A 21,890-nucleotide genomic window follows, 5' to 3' on the forward strand; every position below is an offset into this window, starting at 1 on the left:
GAAAGCAGGTGATACATGTATGAAAGTAGGATTCATCGGAGCAGGGAAAGTAGGCTGCTCTCTTTATGATTACTTTGTACACAATAACATACTCGTCACAGGGTGCTACACCCGTACACAAGCGAATGTAAGTGGAACGGAAAAACAAACACAGAAGATATTTACAACATCGATTGATAAAATATTAACAAAAAGTGATGTTCTATTTTTAACAGTACCAGATGATGCGATCAGCACAGTCTGGGAACAAGTCAAAACTTATCCGATACAAGGAAAGTTTATTTGTCATTGCAGCGGATCACTAGGATCAGCTGTTCTTTCTGGAATTGAAGCAACCGGAGCATACGGTTACTCTATTCATCCAATGTTTCCATTTAAAAGTAAAAAAACTGCATACGAAGATCTAGCACAGGCATTATTCAGTGTGGAAGGAAATGAAGAACACATGGAAGAGATCATGGATTTATTGTCAGCTTGTCCAAATCGCATCGTGAGATTAAAAAGCGAAGATAAGCCTAAATACCATGCAGCAGCCGTCTTTGCATCTAATCTTGCAGTCGGATTGATCAATCAGGCGAAGGAACTGCTTAATGAATGTGGATTTGATGATGAAGCAGCATTGAATGCATTGAAACCACTGGCAGTTACAAACATGAACAATATATTTGATGTTGGAACATGTGATGCACTGACAGGGCCAGTAGAACGCCATGATATCAAAACCGTGCAAAAACATTTAGATGCCATAGATCAGGAGAAAAAGGAAACTTACAGTGCTCTGACAAAAGAAATCATAAAACTTGCAGAGACACGTCATTCTGATATTTCTTATGCAGACATGAAACATGTATTGGAGGAAGTAAAATGAAAACAACAGTAAGTACAGTACAGAAAATGAAAGATAACGGAGAAAAGATCACAATGCTGACAGCATATGATTATTCTACCGCAAAATTATTCGATGAAGCTGGAATCGATACAATGTTAGTTGGAGATTCTCTTGGAATGGTAATGCTTGGATATGACTCAACGATTCCTGTAACAGTTGATGACATGATCCATCACGGAGCAGCCGTTGTAAGAGGAGCAAAAGATGCTCTGATCGTAGTTGATATGCCATTTTTATCTTATCACACATCTGTATATGATGCGGTAGCAAATGCTGGACGAATTATGAAAGAAACAGGTTGTACAGCGGTTAAATTAGAAGGTGGAAAAAACGTATGTCCACAGATCGAAGCAATCGTAAATGCACAGATCCCAGTATGTGCCCACATTGGACTGACACCACAGTCATCTAATATGTTTGGTGGTTTCCGAGTACAGGGAAAAAGCGAAGAAGCAGCAAAAGAGCTGATCGAAGCAGCACAGGCAGTTGAGAAAGCTGGAGCATTTATGTTAGTTCTGGAAGGAATTCCAGAGAAATTAGCAGCGATTATCACAAAGAAAGTACATATTCCAACGATTGGAATCGGAGCAAGTCCAGAATGTGATGGACAAGTACTGGTATACCAGGATATGTTAGCAATGTATGGAAACTTTGTGCCTAAATTTGTAAGACAGTTTGCACAGGTTGGAGAAGTGATGCAGGGAGCAGTCAAAGACTATATCAATGCAGTCAAAGAAGGAACTTTCCCAGGACCAGAAAATACATATGCGATCAGTGATGATGTGATTGAAAAATTATATTAAAAACAGACAACATAAAGGACATATTTTATATAGATAGATTCTCATACATAAATGGGAAAAAGGAGTTTTAACAATGAAAATCGTAGAAACAGTCAAAGAAGTCAGAGAACAGGTAAAAGAGTGGAAGAAACAGGGATTAACAGTTGGTTTCGTACCAACTATGGGATACCTTCATGAAGGACATAAAAGTCTGATGGATGCAGCAAGAAAAGATAACGACAAAGTCGTTGTAAGTATTTTCGTAAATCCAATGCAGTTTGGACCAACAGAAGACCTTGCAACATACCCAAGAGATTTAGATCATGATGCAGCATTATGTGAAAGTGCAGGAGTAGATTTAATCTTCCATCCAGAACCAGAAGAAATGTATGAGAAAGATTTCTGCTCATTTGTGGATATGACAGGACTTACAGAAGGATTATGTGGGAAAACACGTCCAATTCATTTTAGAGGAGTATGTACTGTTGTAAATAAATTCTTTAACATTGTAACACCAGACAGAGCATATTTTGGACAGAAAGACGGACAGCAGTTAGCAGTTATCAAACGTATGGTGCGTGATCTGAATATGGATATCGAGATCATCGGATGTCCAATCGTTCGTGAAGAAGACGGACTTGCTAAGAGCTCAAGAAATACATATCTTTCTCCAGAAGAAAGAAAAGCAGCATTGATCTTATCAAAAACAGTTGCTTTAGGAAAAGAACTTGCGAAAACAGAAAAAGATGCAAATAAAGTCGTAGAAGCAATGAAGAAAAATATCGAGACAGAACCAATGGCTAAGATTGACTATGTAGAAGCAGTTGACGCATTGTCTATGGAACCAGTTGAGAAACTAGAAGGAACATGTATGCTGGCTATGGCAGTTTACATCGGAAAGACAAGACTTATTGACAATACACTCATTAACGAATAGACTAAAGGAGAAGAAAAATAATGAATATCAGCATGTTAAAAGGAAAAATTCATAGAGCAACAGTAAAACAGGCAGAATTAGATTATGTAGGAAGTATTACAGTTGATCCTGTATTATTAGAAGCAGCAGGAATCTTAGAATACGAACATGTACATATCGTAGATGTTAACAACGGAAGTCGTTTTGAGACATACACAATTCCTGGAGAACCAGGAAGTGGAATGATCTGCTTAAACGGACCTGCAGCACGCTGCGTTGCAACAGGAGACAAGATCATCATTATCGCATATGCAGATATGACACCAGAAGAAGCAAAGACATTTGAGCCAAAAGTCGTATTTGTAGATGACGATAACCAGATTTCCCGCTGCACAAACTATGAAAGACATGGACGATTAGAAGATATGTAGGAGAAAGAAGATCATGTTAAAAGGAAAAACGATTGTATTGGGTGTGACAGGAAGTATTGCAGCTTATAAGATGGCAAATGTGGCAAGTATGCTTGTGAAACGTGGGTGTGAAGTCCATGTGGTCATGACAAAGAATGCCACACATTTTATCAACCCGATTGCATTTGAAAGTTTGACCAACACAAAATGTCTTGTAGAAACATTTGACCGTAATTTTCAGTTTCATGTAGCACATGTATCACTGACAGATAAAGCCGATGCAATGTTGATCGCACCAGCTTCAGCGAACATCATCGGTAAGATTGCAAATGGAATTGCAGACGATATGTTATCAACCACAGTGATGGCATGTAACAAACCAGTGATCATCTCACCAGCGATGAATACGAAGATGTTCAATAATCCAATCTTACAGGATAATCTTGATAAATTAAGAAGATTTGGATATGAGATCGTACAGCCAGCAACAGGACATCTTGCTTGTGGAACAAGTGGAGCAGGAAAGATGCCATCAGAAGAAGTATTGGTTGCACATCTTGAGAGAGCGATTGCGAAAGAAAAAGATTTAAAAGGCAAGAAAGTTCTTGTAACAGCAGGACCAACGATTGAAGCGATCGATCCGGTACGTTATATTTCCAATCATTCTTCAGGAAAGATGGGGTATGCAATCGCAAAGATGGCAATGCTTCGCGGAGCGGATGTAACTTTGGTTACAGGACAAACAGCGATCGAACCACCAATGTTTGTAGATGTAGTACCTGTTACCAGTGCACAGGATATGTATGATGCTGTGACAAGCCGAAGTGATGAACAGGATATCATTATCAAGGCAGCAGCTGTTGCAGATTACACACCAGCGAATGTCAGCGATCATAAAGTCAAGAAAAAAGACGGAGATATGTCAATTGAACTGGTAAGGACCAAAGACATTTTAAAGACTCTTGGAGAGAATAAAAAAGAAGGTCAGTTCCTATGCGGCTTTTCCATGGAGACACAGAACATGTTAGAAAACTCCAGAGCAAAGCTTGAAAAGAAGAAGATTGACATGATCGCAGCAAATAACCTCAAAGAACAGGGAGCTGGATTTAACACAGATACAAACGTGATCACATTGATCACAAAGGATGAAGAAAAACAGCTTCCAAAGATGACAAAAGAAGAAGTTGCAGATGCAATCCTTGATTTTATCATTTCAAGAAATTAGATGTTTATAATGATAAAAATCTTTCTAAAAATTAAATAAAATAATTGTTCAACTTCTGGTTTCTCTCTGTGACTATGGTATAATAAAAGATATTAATACCAAAGGAGAGTCAAGGGATGAAAGCAGTAAATAAAGTTCGATTAATCTATTTGCCAGCGATCGTGCTACCAATCTTTGTGATGATAGTGTCGATCGCTGGTTTAAGTATAGGGTATTCAAGGATCAACAAAGCAGACCTGTCAGTAGGATCTTTTGAAAGATTCGCAAATCCTTTAAAGACGATGAATACAGAGACACAGGGCATTTTCTTTGAATTAGAAGAGCATGTAAATAAGGATCCTGAAATCTTTAATAATCAGCAATATTTAAATGACGTCAATAAACGATTAGGGGGTAAAGATTCCTATCTGCTCGTTCGAAAAAATAACAAGATCACTTATGCAGGAAAGGAAAATGTTTCTGACAAATTGATCAATAAACTGCCATCCTATGGGAATAAAGACAGTGATGCTGACCGTGGTTTTTTTGTAAGCCATCCAGGGAATTACCTTGTAAAGCAGCAGGATTTTAAATACAAGGATGGAGGAAAAGGATCTGTATTTATTATGACAGATCTTGGAACAGTCCTGCCACATTACCGCAATATCTTTATTCAGGTATCTTGTGCAGTCATTGGTGTACTGATCTTAACGAGTACATTTTTATCATGGTTTATGTACCGTGAATTCGTAAGTCCGATCAGGGAACTGAAGGCAGGAGCAGAACGAATCAAGGAAGGAAACCTTGATAATGATGTAGTGATCAACAGTGGTGGCGAAGAGATCAGAGAACTTTGCAATGCATTTAATGAGATGAGGGCGGAGTTAAAAGACTCGATCGATGCAAGAATTGTTTATGAAAAGCAGAATAGGGATCTGATCAGTAATATTTCTCATGATCTTAAGACACCGATCACAGCGATCAAGGGATATGTCGAAGGAATCATGGACGGAGTTGCAGATACTCCAGAGAAGATAGATCGCTATATTAAGACGATTTATAATAAAGCAAATGATATGAACGTCCTGATCAACGAATTATCTTTATATTCAAAGATTGATTCCAATATTATTCCGTATAACTTTGAGAAGATTAATATTAATTCATATTTCAAAGATTGTGTAGATGAGATCGGAGCAGACCTTGAACAGAAGGGAATGCTGTTCTCATATCGTAATTATTGTGGAGCGAATGTATTGGTAACAGCTGATCCGGAACAGCTTAAGAGAGTTATTAATAATATTATTAATAATGCATGCAAATATAACAATAAGGCCAAAGGAAAGGTAGGAATTACCTTAACAGAATTTGATCGCAAGGTACAGGTAGCGATCAAGGATAATGGAATGGGAATTTCCAAAGAAGATCTTCCACATATTTTCAGAAGAACCTATCGTGCAGATATGTCAAGAAATTCCGCCGGAGGAAGTGGTCTTGGACTATCCATTTGCAAGAAGATCATAGAAGAACATGGTGGAGAAATTTGGGCAGAGAGTAAACTGCGTGCAGGAACGACAATATTCTTTACATTAAATAAAGTAATTGATCAGTCAAAGGAGAAATAACATGAGCAAAGTATTAATCGTAGAAGACGAACTTTCAATCGCAGAATTAGAGAAAGATTATTTAGAACTTAGTTCATTTGAAGTAGAAATAGAAACAGATGGACAGCAAGGACTTGAGAAAGCATTAAAAGAAGATTTTGATATGATCATTCTTGATATCATGCTTCCAGGAGTTGATGGGTTTGAAATCTGCAAACAGATCAGAGAAGCCAAAGAAATTCCAATTCTTATGGTATCTGCAAGAAAAGAAGACATCGATAAGATCAGAGGATTAGGACTCGGAGCAGATGATTATATCACAAAACCATTCAGCCCAAGTGAGCTTGTAGCCAGAGTAAAGGCACATCTAAATCGTTACCAGAGACTTGTAAATAATCAGATGGAAGCCAACGACATCATTGAGATTCGAGGATTAAAGATTGATAAGACAGCAAGACGTGTATATTTAAATGGCGAAGAAAAAGTATTTACAACAAAAGAATTTGACCTTTTAACATTTCTTGCAGGACATCCAAACAGAGTGTTTACAAAAGAGGAATTATTCAATAAAATCTGGGATATGGAATCTTTGGGAGATATTGCAACTGTTACAGTTCATATCAAGAAGATCAGAGAGAAGATTGAAGTGAATACAGCCAAACCACAGTATATCGAGACAATCTGGGGTGTTGGATACCGTTTCAAGATGTAGGAGATTTTTATGAGAAAAAATAAAAAGATAAATATCATATACAAAGACGAACAGATTGTTGTGTGCGAGAAGCCAAAAGGAATTCCAGTTTCCAGCGATAAGACAGGAGATATGGATCTTTTGCATCAGCTTAAGAATCAACTGTTTTTTGAGGAAAATACAGATGGAGAGCCAGAACTATATCTGGTACACCGCTTAGACAGACCAGTTGGTGGTGTTATGGTATTTGCAAGAACAAAGCAGGCAGCAGCATCACTGACAGAACAGATCAAAGATCATACTTTTGAGAAGGATTATCAGGCGGTACTAACTGGATGGCTTCCTGGTGATGAGGGAACATTCAGAGACTTCTTATTAAAAGACCCCAAAAATAATGTATCCAAAGTCGTCAAAGAAGGAACGAAAGGTGCAAAAGAAGCTATTCTTGATTACGAAGTTATTGATATGATGGAAGATTCTAAGATGAAATACACATATTGTCTGATCCATTTAGAAACAGGCCGTCATCATCAGATCCGTGTCCAGACTTCAAGCAGAGGATTTGGAATCTGGGGAGATACAAAGTATAATCCAATTTATCAGAAGACAAAGAAGAAATACAAAGAGATCGGACTGTTCGCAGCAAGGATTGCATTTGACCATCCAACGACACATGAGAGAATGGTATTTAAGGCAGATCCAAGTGGGGAAGCATTTGACTTATTAGAGATGACAGAATAACAGGAGATGATAAGAAAAATGAGATTCAGACCATGCATTGACATTCACAATGGTAAGATCAAACAGATCGTAGGTGGAAGTCTCCTTGATCAGGGAGATTTTGCAACAGAGAATTTTGTATCAGAAAAAGATGGTACATTTTATGGAAAACTTTATAAAGATAATCATTTAAACGGTGGACATATCATCATGCTTAATGCCAGAGATTCACAGTATTATGAAGAAGATAAAGTACAGGCGTTAAAGGCATTGAAAGCATTTGAAGGAGGACTTCAGATCGGTGGAGGAATCACAGATGAGAATGCCAAGGAATTTATTGAAGCTGGAGCATCTCATGTGATCGTAACATCGTTTGTATTTGCGGGTGGCAAGATTCATTATGACAGACTGGATTCTTTAAAAGAACAGGTAGGAAAAGATCATCTTGTGCTTGACTTAAGCTGTCGAAAGAAAGACGATAAATATTATATCACAACCGATCGCTGGCAGAAGTTTACTGATGAAGAATTAACGGTAGAACTGCTGCACAAACTAGAGTCATGGTGCGATGAATATCTGATTCATGGAGTCGATGTAGAAGGAAAGGCTCAGGGAATCGATCAGGAATTAGTGAAACTTCTGGCTCAGTATGATGGCAATAAAGTCACATATGCTGGTGGAGTTAAGAACTTTGATGATCTTGAATTATTGAAAGATTATGGAAACGATAAGATCGATGTAACGATCGGAAGTGCCTTAGACTTATTTGGTGGTGATATGGAATTCGCAAAAGTTTTAGAATACTGTAATTGAAGGGAGGCTTAGATATATATGAAATTATTATACGAAGCCAGTAATTTTACGATACAGGCAAGATGGGTTATTCCATTTGCAATATTAGGAATAATAGGAGTACTACTCCTTGTATTTTCAAAGAAACCATTTTTCAAATTGTTATCTGCAGTTTGTCTTGCTATCTGTGCGATTGCAGCACTTAGATTTTGCTTTGGATATATGCAGGTGATTCATGCATATAAACAAGGGGATTATAAGAGTGTCGAAGGATATGTAGAGAACTTCACACCAGCATCAAGCGGAGGTGAAGATCAGGAAGACATGGAAGAAGAAAGTTTTGATATTAATGGCGTTCATTTTTCCTATGGTGACAAATTTATTAAGAAGTTTGGTTATCATCTACCATCTACACAGGGTGGATATATCAAGAGAGATGGACAATATCTAAAGCTTGGTTATATAACAACCGAGAAAGGATATGTGATCGTAAAGATTCAGGAAAGAAAACAATAATCAACAAAAATGAATTTTAAATAAGAAAAATACCGGAAACTTGAATTCAACCACAAGTTTCCGGTATTTTGATTTGTATCTGAATCTTAATATAACAACAAGATTAGTTCTTGCGCATATATTCAGCGCTTTTCTTAGTAAGTTTTGCACGTAAACCACGTTTCTCTGGTTCTGGTGGTGCTACATTACGAAGATTCTTGATAGATGTAATATAAATTCCACTTACAACGGCTTTGATCTCAGCCTTTACAGGAACATCATCAAAGATTGCTTCATCACATAATAATGGTGTGATCTTAGGTCCAATCTTTGCTTTTACAACTGGTACTTTAGATAATCTGGCACGTTTTGGAATGTTGTCTGTTACCATCTTAGGAAATCCAGCATCCATGATCTTCATTCGTTTCTTGTCAATGACAAGCATATTAACTGTCTGTGCCATCTGATCTAATTGTGCACGCTGGTCTTCCTGTTTGGCCTGCATCTTTCTACCAACAAAGTACAGAACACCAAGAATGATCGCAGCGATAACTGCAATAATAAGTATGACTGTCCAAATACTCATATTTCTCTTCTCCTCCTAGTATATACATTTGAATATCTTAACTATTATAACATCTTTTTTCTAACTTGTCTTATGTTTTTTTCTCATTTCGATAATTTCTTCACGAATTGTAGCTCCGAGATGCTTTTTCTCAGCTCGTTCAAGCTGATCTGGATAGATTGGTTGTCCAAAAGTAATATGAACAGTTGCAGGTTTTACCTGAAAACGTTTGTTATTCTCAAGAATATCAGCGGTACCTGAAATTGCCATAGGAATGACAGGAACTTTGGCTTTCAGAGCTGGTCTTAAGCTTCCTTCTTTAAATTCATGAGGATCTTCATCCTGGCTTCTTGTACCTTCAGGGAAGATCGCGATAGAAAATCCATCTTTTAAAAGCTGTGTACCTTCATTCATTGTAGCAAGTCCTGCTTTGATATTCTTACGATCTAAAAACAGACAGTTGATAAAACGCATCCAGTGTGCCAGACAAGGAATCTTCTCCATCTCTTTCTTGGCAAAGAATCCCATTCCACGTCCAGTCGCAACATAGCTACATAAAATGTCATAATAACTGCTGTGATTTCCAACATATAAAACAGCAGTATCATCTGGTATATTTTCCTCACCATCAACAACCAGTTTCGTGCCAGCCATAGCAAGGCAGAGCTTAAAAGATTTTAAAATCATACGCTGTGCTATAGAGGAACGTTTGTGAGATTTTCCACTTTTGTTCCAATGCTCAAATAATGGATAAAGTGGTGCAGTTAGTGTCAGGAAAAAGAACAGATAAATAATATCCGCAAAAAAACGAATCATGATCGTTCTCCCTTCTATAAGTTATAGTTTGTGTTTGATATTTAAATTATTTTTTGTGGTTTGCATCGAGCAATTCATGCTTTAACTTGTAAAGAGGCATGGAAAGATCGACGTATACTTCTTGTGGATTTACAAGACGACGGCTTTCATCCCATAATGTATTTAATTCATCCTTACAATAAGAACGGATATCCATGACAGAAGGACTCTCATAGAAACACTGTCCTTTGATAAATATAGGGACAAGCAGTTCGCGTAATGTATAAGTTCCTCCAGCAAGTGTAGATTTCTTCCATGTAGCCTGAGGATCAAAGATCGTAAGATCATCAGCTTCATTATATTCTTCCCCAACGAGACAGATCAGATCACCACGGATCTTACCGTCTTCTTTTCCGTAAATACGATAGATCGTTTTGTTTCCTGGATTTGTGATCTTCGCAGGATTTTCAGAAATCTTGATCTTCGCTGTAAATTCTTCAGATCCTTTATGCTTAGAGGCAGCAAGTTTATATACACCGCCAAATGCAGGGCAGTCTTCAGAAGTGATCAATTTCGTACCAACACCCCATGAAGTGATCGGAGCCCCTTGCGCTTTTAAACTGGAGATCAGATTCTCATCAAGGTCACCAGAAGCAGCAATGACAGCATCAGGGAAACCAGCATCATTAAGCATCATACGGGCTTTCTTAGTAAGGTAAGCAAGGTCACCACTGTCTAAACGGATTCCATAATGCTTTGGCATATGTCCTTCTTCTCTTAATTCTTCAAAGATACGGATCGCATTTGGAACACCAGAACGAAGGGTATCGTAAGTATCCACAAGCAATGTACAAGAATCAGGGTAAAGATCTGCATAAGCACGAAAAGCACTATATTCATCATCAAAACTCATGATCCAGCTGTGGGCATGAGTTCCAAGGATCGGAACATCAAAACATTTACCAGCAAGTACATTAGAAGTACCATCACAGCCACCGATCACAGCGGCACGGGCACCATAGGTTCCAGCATCAGGTCCTTGTGCACGGCGAAGTCCGAATTCCATAACACCACTTCCTCCAGCAGCATAAACAACACGAGAAGCCTTCGTAGCGATCAGACTCTGATGATTGATGATATTTAAGATTGCAGTTTCTACAAGCTGGGCTTCCATGATCGGAGCTTTCACTTTAAGAAGTGGCTCTCTTGGGAAAACGACAGTCCCTTCAGGAATCGCATAGATATCTCCTGTAAAATGATATCCGGCAAGATATTCCAGAAAGTCCTCATCAAAGATTCCCTGATTACGAAGATAATCGATATCATCGTAAGAAAAAGACAAGTTCTTGATGTAATCAATGACTTGATCTAAACCGCAAGTGATCGCATAACCACTTCCGGATGGATTGTCACGATAAAAAACATCAAAAACAACAGTTTCGTCGTTACCTGTTTTAAAATATCCCTGCATCATGGTTAATTCATAAAGATCAGTCAGCAAGGTAAGATGATTTATATCCATAAATACTCCTTCTCTACATACAAAAATATCAGGCCTGCATTGATCAGGCCTATACAGCACATATTATAACATAATTTGACAATAACAAACAATATTCTTCTCAAAGTTGCGAGTCAATAATTTCCTTTAGTTTTAACAAGATATCTTCTTCATCATTCCCGGAAACTTTTATGATTATGTGTTCACCGAGGCTGGCAGAAGATGTCATCATCTGGATCGGATCAGCAACATCAATGATCTGTCCATTGTGTTCCATGATAACTTTGGAAGAAGATTTACGTGCAATAGCCGCAAGAGCAGCACAAGGTTGTGCATGAAGTCCTCTTGGTGATTTGATCGTAAAATCATATATTTTCATAAAATCAATCCTCTTTCTGTTCAGATAGTTCTAAGTAACCTTATTGTAACATAAAATAGTAAGACGGACAAAAAGAGGAGGAGAAAATGAGGTATAAAATGATATATATACTTTTTTTAATATTTTTATTGATCACAATTCCATACGTGATCACAGTATTTTTAAGCCAGCAAGATAAAAATATTCAGTTTGAAAACTATGACAGCGGCTATCAGGTTATTTCAGGAAATGATAAAGATGATCTTGAAACATACCTGCTTAAGATACTGCCGGGACAGATTTCTATGGATCAGGAAAATGAAGCAGTTAAAGCACAGGCAGTAATATTACGGACGGATATCATAAGAAGAATGGAAAATAAAAAGCAGATAGCAAGACAGAAACTTCCCTATACAACTTATGAAAACAGTGAATATAGAAAAAAGCTTGGAAATCGCAGCTATCAGAGCATGGATCAGAAACGAAAAAAATCAGTCAGTGAGACACGAGGAAAGGTTATCACATACAAAAACAAACTCATAGAACCATATTTTCATGCACTAAGTGTTGGGATGACCCTTGATTCAAGGGAATGGTTTGGAAAAGATCTTCCATATATCAGGGAAAAAGAAAGCCTAAGTGATATTGAAGCAAAAGATTATATGAGCGTGAAAGTCATGAGCTATGAAAAAATCGCTGGAATGATCAAGACAAAGACAAAAAAAGATATCAAAATAAATCGCTTAGAAAAAAATTTAAGAATAGGGAGAACAACAAAAAATGGATATGTAAGACAAGTCTATGCTGATTCATTGATGATTAAAGGGGAAGATTTTGCAGATTGGTTTCATTTAGCATCAAATAATTTTTATTTTGAACAGTATAAAGGAAAATTAAGGATCATCTGTCTTGGAAAAGGAAATGGACTTGGAATGAGTCAGTATGGAGCAGGAACGATGGCAAAAACAGGAAAAAGTTATAAAAAAATATTAAAATATTACTATCCAAAGACAAGGATCACAAATCTATATGAATAAACAATATGAAATGGGTAAAACTATGTTTGAGGTGATGAAAATGAGAAAAAACAACAAAGAAACCCCATTTCAGCTGAGAAAATATTATGGGATCATGATCGTGGTATTTACATTATTTCTTGGAATTATGGCATATTACAGTGCAACATTCAGACAGAAAAGAGATCAGGCGAAGCAGGAAATAAAATTAGAAGAACGATCCATTGGAGCAAATAACAGTGCTACAAACAAGACCACACAAACAACCAAGACGACAACAGCGCAAGCAAAAGAAAAAACAAAGACAGCAAATGCACAAGCGAAACGTACTATGAATAAAAGTGTGACGTATAATGGTACATCAAAACTAACCTGGCCGGTCAAAGGAAATATCATCCTTCCATACAGCGTAAATTCAACAATTTATTTTGAATCACTCGATCAGTACAGGATCAATAAAGGAATTTTGATCGAAGCGAAAGAAGGAACCGAAGTAAAAGCAGTCAAGCAGTCAAAAGTAAGAGAAATCAGAAAATCAGCAGAATATGGACAAACGGTATTGATGGATCTTGGAAATGATTACACCGTGTTATATGGGCAGTTAAAAGACATAAAAGTAAAAGAAGGAACCTTAGTAAATGCAGGAGACGTGATCGCAAAAGTAGCAGAGCCGACAAGCTATTATTCATTAGAAGGAACCAATCTCTATTTTCAGATGGAAAAAAATAAAAAGAGTGTAGATCCTTTAAAATATCTGGAATAAAATTGTGACAAAAATAAAAAAACACTATAATATATAGTAAGAAAATAACAGCCAAGATATATCTGGCTGATGTAGAAGAGAGGCGGTCAGAGTTGATCTGGCAGCCTTTCTTCAAAGAAAAAGACAGAAACAAAGAGGAAGATACAGATGAAAAATGTAACATACATATTAAAATGTAACGATAACAGCTTGTACACAGGATGGACAAATGATATCACACATCGTCTAAAGATGCACAATGAAGGAAAAGGAGCAAAATACACCAGAGGCAGAGGCCCGGTAGAATTAGTCTACCTCGAAGAATTCGAAACAAAGCAAGAGGCTATGAGCAGGGAAGCTAAGATCAAACGTCTTACGAGAAAAGAAAAGCTCCTGTTGATAGAAACCTACCAGCAGGAGCAAAAATTAAATCTGAAACATCAAGATCATATGGCATAAGCTTCCACCCATCACGAACAGATGAAAGATCTCATGTAGTCCAAAATTCTTCCAATGGTTTTCAAACCAAGGAATCTTAAGTGCATAGATTACACCGCCAACAGTATAAATGATTCCACCAGCAAGCAGCCATCCAAAGGATGCGTGGGAAAGCGAATGAATGATCGGAGCGATCGCAACGATACAAAGCCATCCCATGGCAATATACATTACAGAAGACACCCACTTTGGACAAGTAACCCAGAACATCTTAAATACGATACCAAGGATTGCAATAGCCCAGATGACAGATAATAATCCATAACCAATCTTACCGCCAAGAACGATCGTACAGATCGGAGTATAAGAACCGGCGATCAGAACAAAGATCATTGCATGGTCGAGTTTCTTTAACTTTTTGTTGATCCGAGGTGAGATATTAAAAGAGTGGTAAGCAGTACTCGCTCCATAAAGTCCGACCATGCTTAAAGTAAAGATGATCAGAGAAATAATGCGTACATAGTCCCCGCTTAAAAAACTCTTGATGATCAAAGGGATGGAAACGATCGCTGCAAGGATCATTCCGATCAAATGTGTAATAGCACTTCCGGGATCTTTTAATTTATGTGTCATGGTAAAACCTCCAGTCATTCTAGTATGATAAAATCTATAACATAGTATTAAAAACCACATCTAACTTTCCTACATACTACTACTATTTTAATAATATTGCAAGGGCTTTTCAAAAAAAAATGAATCTGTTATACTATTAACAATTATAGGATTTAAAAGAAAAGTAACAGACAGAATGGATATTTAAAATATGGAAAAAACGAAGAAAGCCTATGAGATCGTCATAGACAGTATCAAAGAACAGATCATGGATCAGGAACTCGTCCTTGGACAAAGTCTTCCACCAGAGAGAGAAATTTCAGAGAAGCTTGGAGTCAGCAGAAATTCCGTCCGTGAAGCACTAAAGATCTTAACCGTCATGGGAGTTGTTTCAAGCAGGCAGGGAGCAGGCAATTATATATCAGGAAATTTTAAAGGATATATGGTAGATGCCCTTTCTATGATGTTTATGCTTGATAAGCTTGATTATGATCAGATCAACCAGATCCGTATCGGACTGGAGATGCAGGCATATGCACTTGCAGTGAAGAATGCAGAGACAAAAGACATCATAGAATTACAAGAATATGTGAATGCATTAGATCAGAGTACAGATAACGATGAGAAGACAATGTACGATAAGAAGATCCATTATGCGATCGCGAAAGCATCAGGCAATGTTCTGATCGTGAATATCTTAGATGCATTATCTGAAGTGATGGATATCTTCATTTTTGAAATGCGTCGAGAAATCTTAAGAACTGAGAAGCGAAAAGGAATGTTACAGGAAGCACATAAGCAGATTGTCGAATGTTTATTAAAGAGAGATGTGGTCAATGGACAGAAAGCATTGATGAAACATTTTGATATGATCGATAACATTATTCACAAAGAACTTTAAGGAAAGAGCCATTTTGGCTCTTCTTTTTTATGCAAGATTAACAAAAAAAAGAAAAATATCAAATAGTACTTTACAAAAGTAGACAATGTATATATAATAAAAACATAAATTGGTAGTACCAATAAGACAAAAACAGATAAAAACAATGGATGCGAAAACATCCAAATTTTTTTCAAACAAAATTGGTAGTACCAATATAGAGCGGAAGAGCTTAAGATAAAGGATAGAAAGTCTTAGGAATGAGGAGGAATAGCAATGGACATTTTAGTATGTATCAAACAGGTACCGGCATCTAATAAAGTGGAAGTTGATCCAGTAACCGGTGTGCTGTTAAGAAACGGAGCCGATTCAAAGATGAATCCATATGATCTGTATGCGTTAGAGACAGCGCTTAAGATCAGAGAAGAAGTAGGTGGAACGATCAGTGTCATCAGTATGGGACCACCACAGGCAATGACAGTGATCAGAGAAGCATTTGCCATGGGAGTTGACCGTGGAGCATTATTATCAGACCGAAGATTTGGTGGAGCCGATGTACTGGCAACAAGTTATACGATCGCACAGGGAATCAAGAAGATGGGAGATTTTGACCTGATCCTATGTGGAAAACAGACAACTGATGGTGACACAGCACAGGTTGGTTCCGAAGTATCTGAATGGTTAAATATCCCAAGCGTATCAAATGTAAAGAAGATATCTAAAGTAGAATCCGATGCAATCACGATCGAGATGGATCTGCCGGAAGAACTGGAGATTGCTAAAGTTCAGTATCCATGTCTGTTATCCGTAGATAAAGACATTTTCCAGCCAAGACTTCCATCCTATGTAAAGAAGATGGATACCGCAGACCGTGAAATTGAAGTATATTCCTTAGATGATATGGAAGACAAAGACGAAACACATTATGGATTAAATGGTTCACCAACACAGGTAAAACGAATTTTCCCTCCAACAGCGAATGACCATCATGAAGTATGGGACGGAGACGGAAGTGAAGTCGCAGACAAATTATTCCATATGATCACAGATATGAAATTTATCTAAAAGGGGGAAATGAGAATGCCAAAATTAGTAATACATCAGGAAAAAGTAGAAGATCCACAGGTTCTGGTTGATATTTGTCCATTCGGTGCGATGGAAGAAAAAGACGGAAAACTTTCTATCAATGCCGCATGTAAGATGTGTAAATTATGTGTGAAGAAAGGACCAGCTGGAGCAGTAGAATATGTAGAAGATGAGAAGAAAGAAGAGATTGATAAGAGTCAGTGGAACGGAATTGCTGTTTATGTCGATCATGTTGATGGAGAGATTCATCCAGTCACATACGAATTGATCGGTAAAGCAAGAGAACTGGCAAGTAAGATCAATCACCCAGTATATGCTTTATTTATGGGAAATAACATCGAAGACAAAGCAGAAGAATTATTACATTACGGAGTTGATAAAGTATTTGTTTACGATTTTCCAGAATTGGCAAGATTTAAGATTGAATCCTATACATCCGTATTTGAAGATTTCATCAAGAAACATCAGCCATGCGCAATCCTTACTGGAGCAACAACTGTTGGAAGACAGTTAGCACCAAGAGTTGCAGCAAGAATGAAAACAGGACTGACAGCAGACTGTACGATCCTTGAGATGGATGAGAACACAGACCTTTCCCAGATCCGACCAGCATTTGGCGGAAACATTATGGCACATATCTTAACACCAAATAATCGTCCACAGATGGCAACGGTAAGATATAAAGTCATGAATGCACCAGAGAGAACTGAGGAAACTCATGGAGAGATTATCCCATGTGCGATCGATAAAGAAAAGATCAAAGCACACGTAGATGTTTTAGATATTGTTAAGAAAGAACCAGAGAAATTTATTGAATCTGCCGATGTCTTAGTCGTTGCAGGAAGAGGAATCAAGAAAGAAGAAGACCTTGCAATGATCAAAGAATTAGCAGAATTATTAGACGGACAGGTAGCCTGCACAAGACCACTTGCAGAAGCAGGATGGGTGGAAGCAAAATGTCAGGTAGGATTAAGTGGAAGAACCGTACGCCCGAAACTTATCATTACCTGTGGTGTATCAGGAGCCATCCAGTTTGTCGCTGGAATGGATCATTCTGATTGCATCGTATCCATTAATACCGATGAAAAAGCACCAATCTTTAAGACAGCACACTATTGTCTGGTAGGAGATGTCTACGATATCGTACCAAAACTGATCGAGAAGATTAAAGCTGCGAAAGGGGCGTAAGAGATATGAGTTATAAGAAATTTGATCAAACAGATTTAGAAGCTATCAAAAATATTGTAAAAGATGAAGAAAGAATTTTATATGCGAAAAATATTAATGAAGAATACAGTCATGATGAATTAGGTGGAGCAAGTAGCTATCCAGATGTAGTAGTAAAAGCGACATCCGCAGAAGAAATTTCAGAGATCATGAAATATGCATATGAAAATAATATTCCGGTCACACCACGAGGAGCTGGAACCGGTCTGGTAGGATCATCCGTAGCAATTGAACACGGGATCATGATCGATTCAAGCCTTATGAATCATATATTAGAACTTGACGAAGAAAACTTAACGATCACCGTAGAACCTGGAGTTTTATTGATGGAACTTGCAGCCTACGTTGAAGATCACGATTTCTTCTACCCACCAGATCCAGGAGAGAAATCTGCAACGATCGGTGGAAATATCAGCACGAATGCCGGTGGTATGCGTGCCGTAAAATATGGCGTGACAAGAGATTATGTCAGAGGTCTTGAAGTTGTCCTTCCAAATGGAAAAATAGTGGAATTTGGTGGAAAGGTTGTAAAAAACAGTTCTGGATATTCCTTAAAAGACCTGATGATCGGTTCCGAAGGAACCTTAGGCTTTATCACAAAAGCCACATTAAAATTACTCCCTCTGCCTAAAAAGGCAATAAGCTTACTGATACCATTTAAAACCTTAAAAGAAGCAATTGACACAGTACCTCTCATTATTAAGTCCAAAGCAATCCCGACCGCTATTGAGTTTATGCAGAGGGAGGTCATCATTGATGCAGAAGAATACCTAGGTAAAAAATTCCCAGATTCTCAATCCGATGCGTATCTTCTGCTCAAGTTTGATGGCAATTCAACAGAAGAGATCGAAGCAGACTATGACAAAGTTGCAAAATTATGCTTAGAAGCAGGAGCGATCGATGTATTGATCTCAGACACAGAAGAAAGAGAAGAATCCATCTGGAAAGCCAGAGGAGCCTTCCTTGAAGCAATCAAAGGATCTACAACCGATATGGATGAGGTAGATATGGTTGTACCAAGAAATAAAGTTAACGAAATGGTAGAATATCTGCATAATCTACATAATGAAGTAGATATTCGAATCAAGAGCTTCGGACATGCTGGAGATGGAAACCTGCATTCTTATATCTTAAAAGATGATCTAAGCCAGGAAGAATTTGAAAAACGAATGGCAGCAGCAATGGAAAAAATCTACGAAAAGGCTGCACAGTTAGGCGGAAAAGTATCTGGAGAACATGGAATCGGATTTGCAAAGAAACCATATTTAAGAGAATCTCTTGATCCTGAAACCATTGAATTGATGAGCGGAATCAAGAAAGCATTTGATCCAAAGAATATCCTGAATCCACATAAAGTATTCCAAGGTTAAATGAAAGAAGATTGGAAACATACATTCATAGAAACCCTCTTAAGTTTAAAAATACACAAAGCAGACAGGAAAGACCTTCCTGTCTGCTTTGTGTACATAAAATAATACAATTTGTTGCAAAATGGTTGACAGATATTTCAAAAAAACATATACTAAAAATAGTAACAATTACTATTTGAATGTAAAAGGAAAGGAAGAGGTTATGCAGCCAGCAACAAAGAAAAGCAAACAAAGGGATGCAATCATCAAGTTTTTAATGACTCGCAAAGACCATCCGACTGCCGACATGGTATATATGAACATCAAAGAGGAGTTTCCAAAGATTAGTCTTGGAACGGTCTATAGAAATCTTGCATTATTAAGCGAGCGCGGGGAGATACTAAAGTTATCTTATGAAGGCGGAGCAGATCATTACGATGCATGCACCGATCCACACTATCATTTCGTATGTCAGGAATGCGGATCAGTCATTGATCTGGATATGGCACCGATCGATGAGAAGCTAAATGAGATCGCAAGCGAGAATTTCCCAGGAGAGATCACACAAAACGTCGTATATTTTAAAGGAATCTGTAAAAATTGTTTAAAAAAACATTGACAAAAATACAATGTGGTGGTAATATAAAGACGAGTTAAAAACAGTAACAATTACTATTTTTAATTCAGAGACACTAAGCCGAGAGGCAAAGCAATATAAATGATTATATAAAGTATAAAGGAGAACAAGATTATGAAGAAATGGATTTGTACAGTATGCGGATATGTATATGAAGGAGAACAGGCACCAGAGAAATGTCCACAGTGTGGAGTACCAGCTGATAAGTTCAAAGAGCAGGTAGAAGGAGAAAAAGAATGGGCAGCAGAACACGTAGTAGGTGTTGCCAAAGGTGTCAGTGAAGATATCTTAGCTGATTTAAGAGCAAACTTCGAAGGAGAATGTTCTGAAGTAGGAATGTACCTTGCAATGGCAAGAGTTGCTCATAGAGAAGGATATCCAGAAATCGGATTATACTGGGAGAAAGCAGCATACGAAGAAGCAGAACATGCAGCTAAATTCGCTGAATTATTAGGTGAAGTTGTAACAGACAGCACAAAGAAGAACTTAGAGATGCGTGTAGATGCAGAACACGGAGCAACAGAAGGTAAATTCGACCTTGCAAAACGTGCAAAAGCAGCAAACTTAGATGCAATCCATGATACAGTTCATGAAATGGCTAGAGACGAAGCTCGTCATGGTAAGGCATTTGAAGGATTATTAAAGAGATACTTCGGATAAGAAGGATTATTTTAGGAGGTATGAGTTTTCATACCTCCTTTTTTTTTGCTATATTCCATGCTATAATAAAAAATAAGACTGAAAAAGCAGGTGAAAGCATATGATTTCAGAAGAGAAAGTAAAGATTATGGCAGAGATGGCCAGATATGAGAAGAATCACGGGAAAGATGATTTCCGTGTTTATAAATATGAGAAGAAAGACTATATCAGATTAGAACAGATCAAGACAAGTATCTGTCTGTTGATCGCATATCTTATTTTGACAGGATTGCTGTGTGTTGTGAAGATGGATACAGTGATCATGAACCTGAGAGATGGGAAAATCATTATATTAGCAGCAGTTGTTTTGATCATTTATATAGCAGTGTATCTTATTTATAGTCATTTCATAAAAAAACGTGCAGCCAGACATTATGATGAAGTAAGGGCAAGAGTTCTGATCTATGACAAACATCTGGAGGAACTCGAGATGCTTTATAAAGTGGAAGAGAATGAGGATGTAAGTCCAACGATCGCACCGGAGGAAGACGAAGATGGAAAAATTATTGATATATAGAGAACGGCTTTTAAAATTTATAGCAGCAAGAGGAAGATATATTCAATCAGGAATCAGATTTCTAAGCGGATTTATCCTGTTTTATGCAATGGGAAGATTATTTGGTTATACAGATTTTTTTGCATCACCATTTTTCCTTGTTATGATGGGAATTATTAATGTATTTATTCCAACATCAGCCCTTTCATTGATTTTCTATGTAGTCATATTTTTACAGTTGGCACATGTTTCTCTGGAAGTTGCATTGTTTTTTTTACTTGCTGTTTTGTTATATTTTTTAGTGTACCAAAGAGTATTTCCGGAGACACGAATTTATTTGATGATGGTACCGGTATTCTTTTACTTTCAATTGCCAGCATGCATTCCAATCTTTGCAGGAATGTTTGCAGGAATTGCAGGAATTCCTGCTATCTTAATGGGAACATTTATTTATTATCTTGCAACGATGGTCTCACAGGCGGTGACACAGCTTCAGACAGGAGCAGCACATGGAAAGATATACAGCCTGGTCGCAGCAAGAGCAATAGATAATAAGGAATTATTGCTGTATTTTGGAATATTCTGTTTGATCGTGGTACTGATAACTGCGATCAGAAGAAAAGGTGCGGCACGCAGCTGGGAAGTATCAATTCTGGTAGGAGGAGCAGCGTATGTAATCTTATTGTTTGCAGGTGGATATTTTGCAAACAGTGAAGTTTCTATTTTGGCACAGATCGGGATGGTCGTAGTAAGTATCGTGATCGCGATCATCATCCAGTTTTTATATAATGTAATAGACTACACGAGAGAAGAGACATTTGAATTTGAAGATGAAGAATATTATTATTATGTAAGAGCAGTGCCAAAGGTATCTGTGGAAGAAGAAGAATTTAATGTGACGCAGATCACAGCACCGGCACATAGATTCAGTTTAAGAAGAAAAGAACATAAAGAACAAGACAAAGAGCATAAAAAGGGAGAATAGA

26 protein-coding genes are annotated in these 21,890 nt (G+C 37.5%); 21 read left to right on the plus strand and 5 right to left on the minus strand.

All coding sequences use genetic code 11. The annotated features are described in order from the left end of the window. Positions 1-19: 19 nt before the first annotated feature. The 10 genes from KE503_RS01750 to KE503_RS01795 all read left to right on the plus strand — a co-directional run bounded on the left by KE503_RS01750 (position 20) and on the right by KE503_RS01795 (position 8,524). On the plus strand, positions 20-868 hold the full coding sequence (locus KE503_RS01750) for a Rossmann-like and DUF2520 domain-containing protein (protein ID WP_117944231.1): 849 nt from the start codon (positions 20-22) through the stop codon (positions 866-868). Then, the gene (gene panB, locus KE503_RS01755) at positions 865-1,692 is read left to right on the plus strand and encodes a 3-methyl-2-oxobutanoate hydroxymethyltransferase (protein WP_055196254.1); all 828 of its coding nucleotides are present in this window, start codon (positions 865-867) and stop codon (positions 1,690-1,692) included. Before KE503_RS01750 ends, panB begins: the two co-directional genes overlap by 4 nt. Positions 1,693-1,765: 73 nt before the next feature. After that, entirely contained in the window at positions 1,766-2,608 is an 843-nt protein-coding gene (gene panC, locus KE503_RS01760; protein WP_022374225.1) for a pantoate--beta-alanine ligase, read from the plus strand. A 20-nt stretch (positions 2,609-2,628) separates the two neighbouring features. Beyond that, positions 2,629-3,018, plus strand: coding sequence for an aspartate 1-decarboxylase (gene panD, locus KE503_RS01765; RefSeq protein WP_044921912.1), 390 nt, complete (start codon positions 2,629-2,631; stop codon positions 3,016-3,018). A 13-nt stretch (positions 3,019-3,031) separates the two neighbouring features. After that, a complete protein-coding gene (coaBC, locus tag KE503_RS01770; protein ID WP_055196253.1) occupies positions 3,032-4,222 on the plus strand; it encodes a bifunctional phosphopantothenoylcysteine decarboxylase/phosphopantothenate--cysteine ligase CoaBC in 1,191 nt (396 codons plus the stop codon). A gap of 116 nt (positions 4,223-4,338) precedes the next feature. Then, positions 4,339-5,826, plus strand: a complete 1,488-nt coding sequence (locus KE503_RS01775; RefSeq protein WP_022374689.1) for a sensor histidine kinase — start codon at positions 4,339-4,341, stop codon at positions 5,824-5,826. A 1-nt stretch (position 5,827) separates the two neighbouring features. Beyond that, a complete protein-coding gene (locus tag KE503_RS01780) occupies positions 5,828-6,517 on the plus strand; it encodes a response regulator transcription factor (protein WP_022374690.1) in 690 nt (229 codons plus the stop codon). A 9-nt stretch (positions 6,518-6,526) separates the two neighbouring features. Then, positions 6,527-7,237, plus strand: coding sequence for an RluA family pseudouridine synthase (locus tag KE503_RS01785; RefSeq protein WP_022374691.1), 711 nt, complete (start codon positions 6,527-6,529; stop codon positions 7,235-7,237). Positions 7,238-7,255: 18 nt separating this feature from the next. Continuing rightward, positions 7,256-8,029: a phosphoribosylformimino-5-aminoimidazole carboxamide ribotide isomerase gene (gene hisA, locus KE503_RS01790; RefSeq protein ID WP_022374692.1), complete on the plus strand. Its 774-nt coding sequence runs from the start codon at positions 7,256-7,258 to the stop codon at positions 8,027-8,029. 18 nt (positions 8,030-8,047) lie between these two features. Then, positions 8,048-8,524, plus strand: coding sequence for a hypothetical protein (locus KE503_RS01795; RefSeq protein ID WP_022374693.1), 477 nt, complete (start codon positions 8,048-8,050; stop codon positions 8,522-8,524). Between the two features lie 103 nt (positions 8,525-8,627). Here KE503_RS01795 and KE503_RS01800 read toward each other — a convergent pair whose 3' ends face one another. The 4 genes from KE503_RS01800 to KE503_RS01815 all read right to left on the minus strand — a co-directional run bounded on the left by KE503_RS01800 (position 8,628) and on the right by KE503_RS01815 (position 11,743). Continuing rightward, the gene (locus KE503_RS01800; protein WP_022374694.1) at positions 8,628-9,089 is read right to left on the minus strand and encodes a hypothetical protein; all 462 of its coding nucleotides are present in this window, start codon (positions 9,087-9,089) and stop codon (positions 8,628-8,630) included. Between the two features lie 60 nt (positions 9,090-9,149). Continuing rightward, positions 9,150-9,884 (minus strand): lysophospholipid acyltransferase family protein, encoded by a 735-nt coding sequence (locus KE503_RS01805; RefSeq protein ID WP_022374695.1) that lies wholly within the window; start codon positions 9,882-9,884, stop codon positions 9,150-9,152. Positions 9,885-9,930: 46 nt separating this feature from the next. Next, complete coding sequence (locus KE503_RS01810; protein ID WP_022374696.1) at positions 9,931-11,385, minus strand: nicotinate phosphoribosyltransferase; 1,455 nt, start codon at positions 11,383-11,385, stop codon at positions 9,931-9,933. Between the two features lie 100 nt (positions 11,386-11,485). Continuing rightward, positions 11,486-11,743, minus strand: coding sequence for an HPr family phosphocarrier protein (locus tag KE503_RS01815; protein WP_022374697.1), 258 nt, complete (start codon positions 11,741-11,743; stop codon positions 11,486-11,488). Positions 11,744-11,841: 98 nt separating this feature from the next. On the opposite strand from KE503_RS01815, the gene KE503_RS01820 reads away from it, so the two are divergent. From KE503_RS01820 to KE503_RS01830, 3 genes are all read left to right on the plus strand, one after another. Next, the gene (locus KE503_RS01820; protein ID WP_055196453.1) at positions 11,842-12,759 is read left to right on the plus strand and encodes a SpoIID/LytB domain-containing protein; all 918 of its coding nucleotides are present in this window, start codon (positions 11,842-11,844) and stop codon (positions 12,757-12,759) included. Between the two features lie 40 nt (positions 12,760-12,799). After that, positions 12,800-13,501 (plus strand): M23 family metallopeptidase, encoded by a 702-nt coding sequence (locus KE503_RS01825; protein ID WP_249182928.1) that lies wholly within the window; start codon positions 12,800-12,802, stop codon positions 13,499-13,501. Between the two features lie 147 nt (positions 13,502-13,648). After that, positions 13,649-13,939 (plus strand): GIY-YIG nuclease family protein, encoded by a 291-nt coding sequence (locus KE503_RS01830; RefSeq protein WP_022374700.1) that lies wholly within the window; start codon positions 13,649-13,651, stop codon positions 13,937-13,939. Here KE503_RS01830 and trhA read toward each other — a convergent pair. After that, complete coding sequence (trhA, locus tag KE503_RS01835) at positions 13,907-14,551, minus strand: PAQR family membrane homeostasis protein TrhA (RefSeq protein WP_022374701.1); 645 nt, start codon at positions 14,549-14,551, stop codon at positions 13,907-13,909. The two genes, KE503_RS01830 and trhA, sit on opposite strands and share 33 nt — an antisense overlap. Before the next feature lie 190 nt (positions 14,552-14,741). Here trhA and KE503_RS01840 point away from each other — a divergent pair, with 190 nt between their 5' ends. From KE503_RS01840 to KE503_RS01875, 8 genes are all read left to right on the plus strand, one after another. Further along, entirely contained in the window at positions 14,742-15,431 is a 690-nt protein-coding gene (locus KE503_RS01840) for a FadR/GntR family transcriptional regulator (RefSeq protein WP_022374702.1), read from the plus strand. A 255-nt stretch (positions 15,432-15,686) separates the two neighbouring features. Continuing rightward, the gene (locus tag KE503_RS01845) at positions 15,687-16,475 is read left to right on the plus strand and encodes an electron transfer flavoprotein subunit beta/FixA family protein (protein WP_008394146.1); all 789 of its coding nucleotides are present in this window, start codon (positions 15,687-15,689) and stop codon (positions 16,473-16,475) included. A gap of 15 nt (positions 16,476-16,490) precedes the next feature. After that, on the plus strand, positions 16,491-17,684 hold the full coding sequence (locus tag KE503_RS01850; RefSeq protein WP_117944225.1) for an electron transfer flavoprotein subunit alpha: 1,194 nt from the start codon (positions 16,491-16,493) through the stop codon (positions 17,682-17,684). A gap of 5 nt (positions 17,685-17,689) precedes the next feature. Then, on the plus strand, positions 17,690-19,093 hold the full coding sequence (locus tag KE503_RS01855) for an FAD-binding oxidoreductase (protein ID WP_022375622.1): 1,404 nt from the start codon (positions 17,690-17,692) through the stop codon (positions 19,091-19,093). Between the two features lie 202 nt (positions 19,094-19,295). Further along, positions 19,296-19,691 (plus strand): Fur family transcriptional regulator, encoded by a 396-nt coding sequence (locus KE503_RS01860; RefSeq protein WP_022375623.1) that lies wholly within the window; start codon positions 19,296-19,298, stop codon positions 19,689-19,691. Positions 19,692-19,823: 132 nt separating this feature from the next. Further along, positions 19,824-20,369, plus strand: a complete 546-nt coding sequence (locus KE503_RS01865; RefSeq protein WP_022375624.1) for an NADH peroxidase — start codon at positions 19,824-19,826, stop codon at positions 20,367-20,369. A gap of 100 nt (positions 20,370-20,469) precedes the next feature. Continuing rightward, positions 20,470-20,925 (plus strand): hypothetical protein, encoded by a 456-nt coding sequence (locus tag KE503_RS01870; RefSeq protein WP_022375625.1) that lies wholly within the window; start codon positions 20,470-20,472, stop codon positions 20,923-20,925. After that, entirely contained in the window at positions 20,903-21,889 is a 987-nt protein-coding gene (locus tag KE503_RS01875) for a hypothetical protein (protein ID WP_022375626.1), read from the plus strand. The genes KE503_RS01870 and KE503_RS01875 overlap by 23 nt, the downstream gene beginning before the upstream one ends. The last annotated feature ends 1 nt before the right edge of the window (position 21,890 follow it).

This window comes from Anaerostipes sp. Marseille-Q3525 (genome assembly GCF_018223505.1).
Classification (GTDB): Bacteria; Bacillota; Clostridia; order Lachnospirales; family Lachnospiraceae; genus Anaerostipes; species Anaerostipes amylophilus.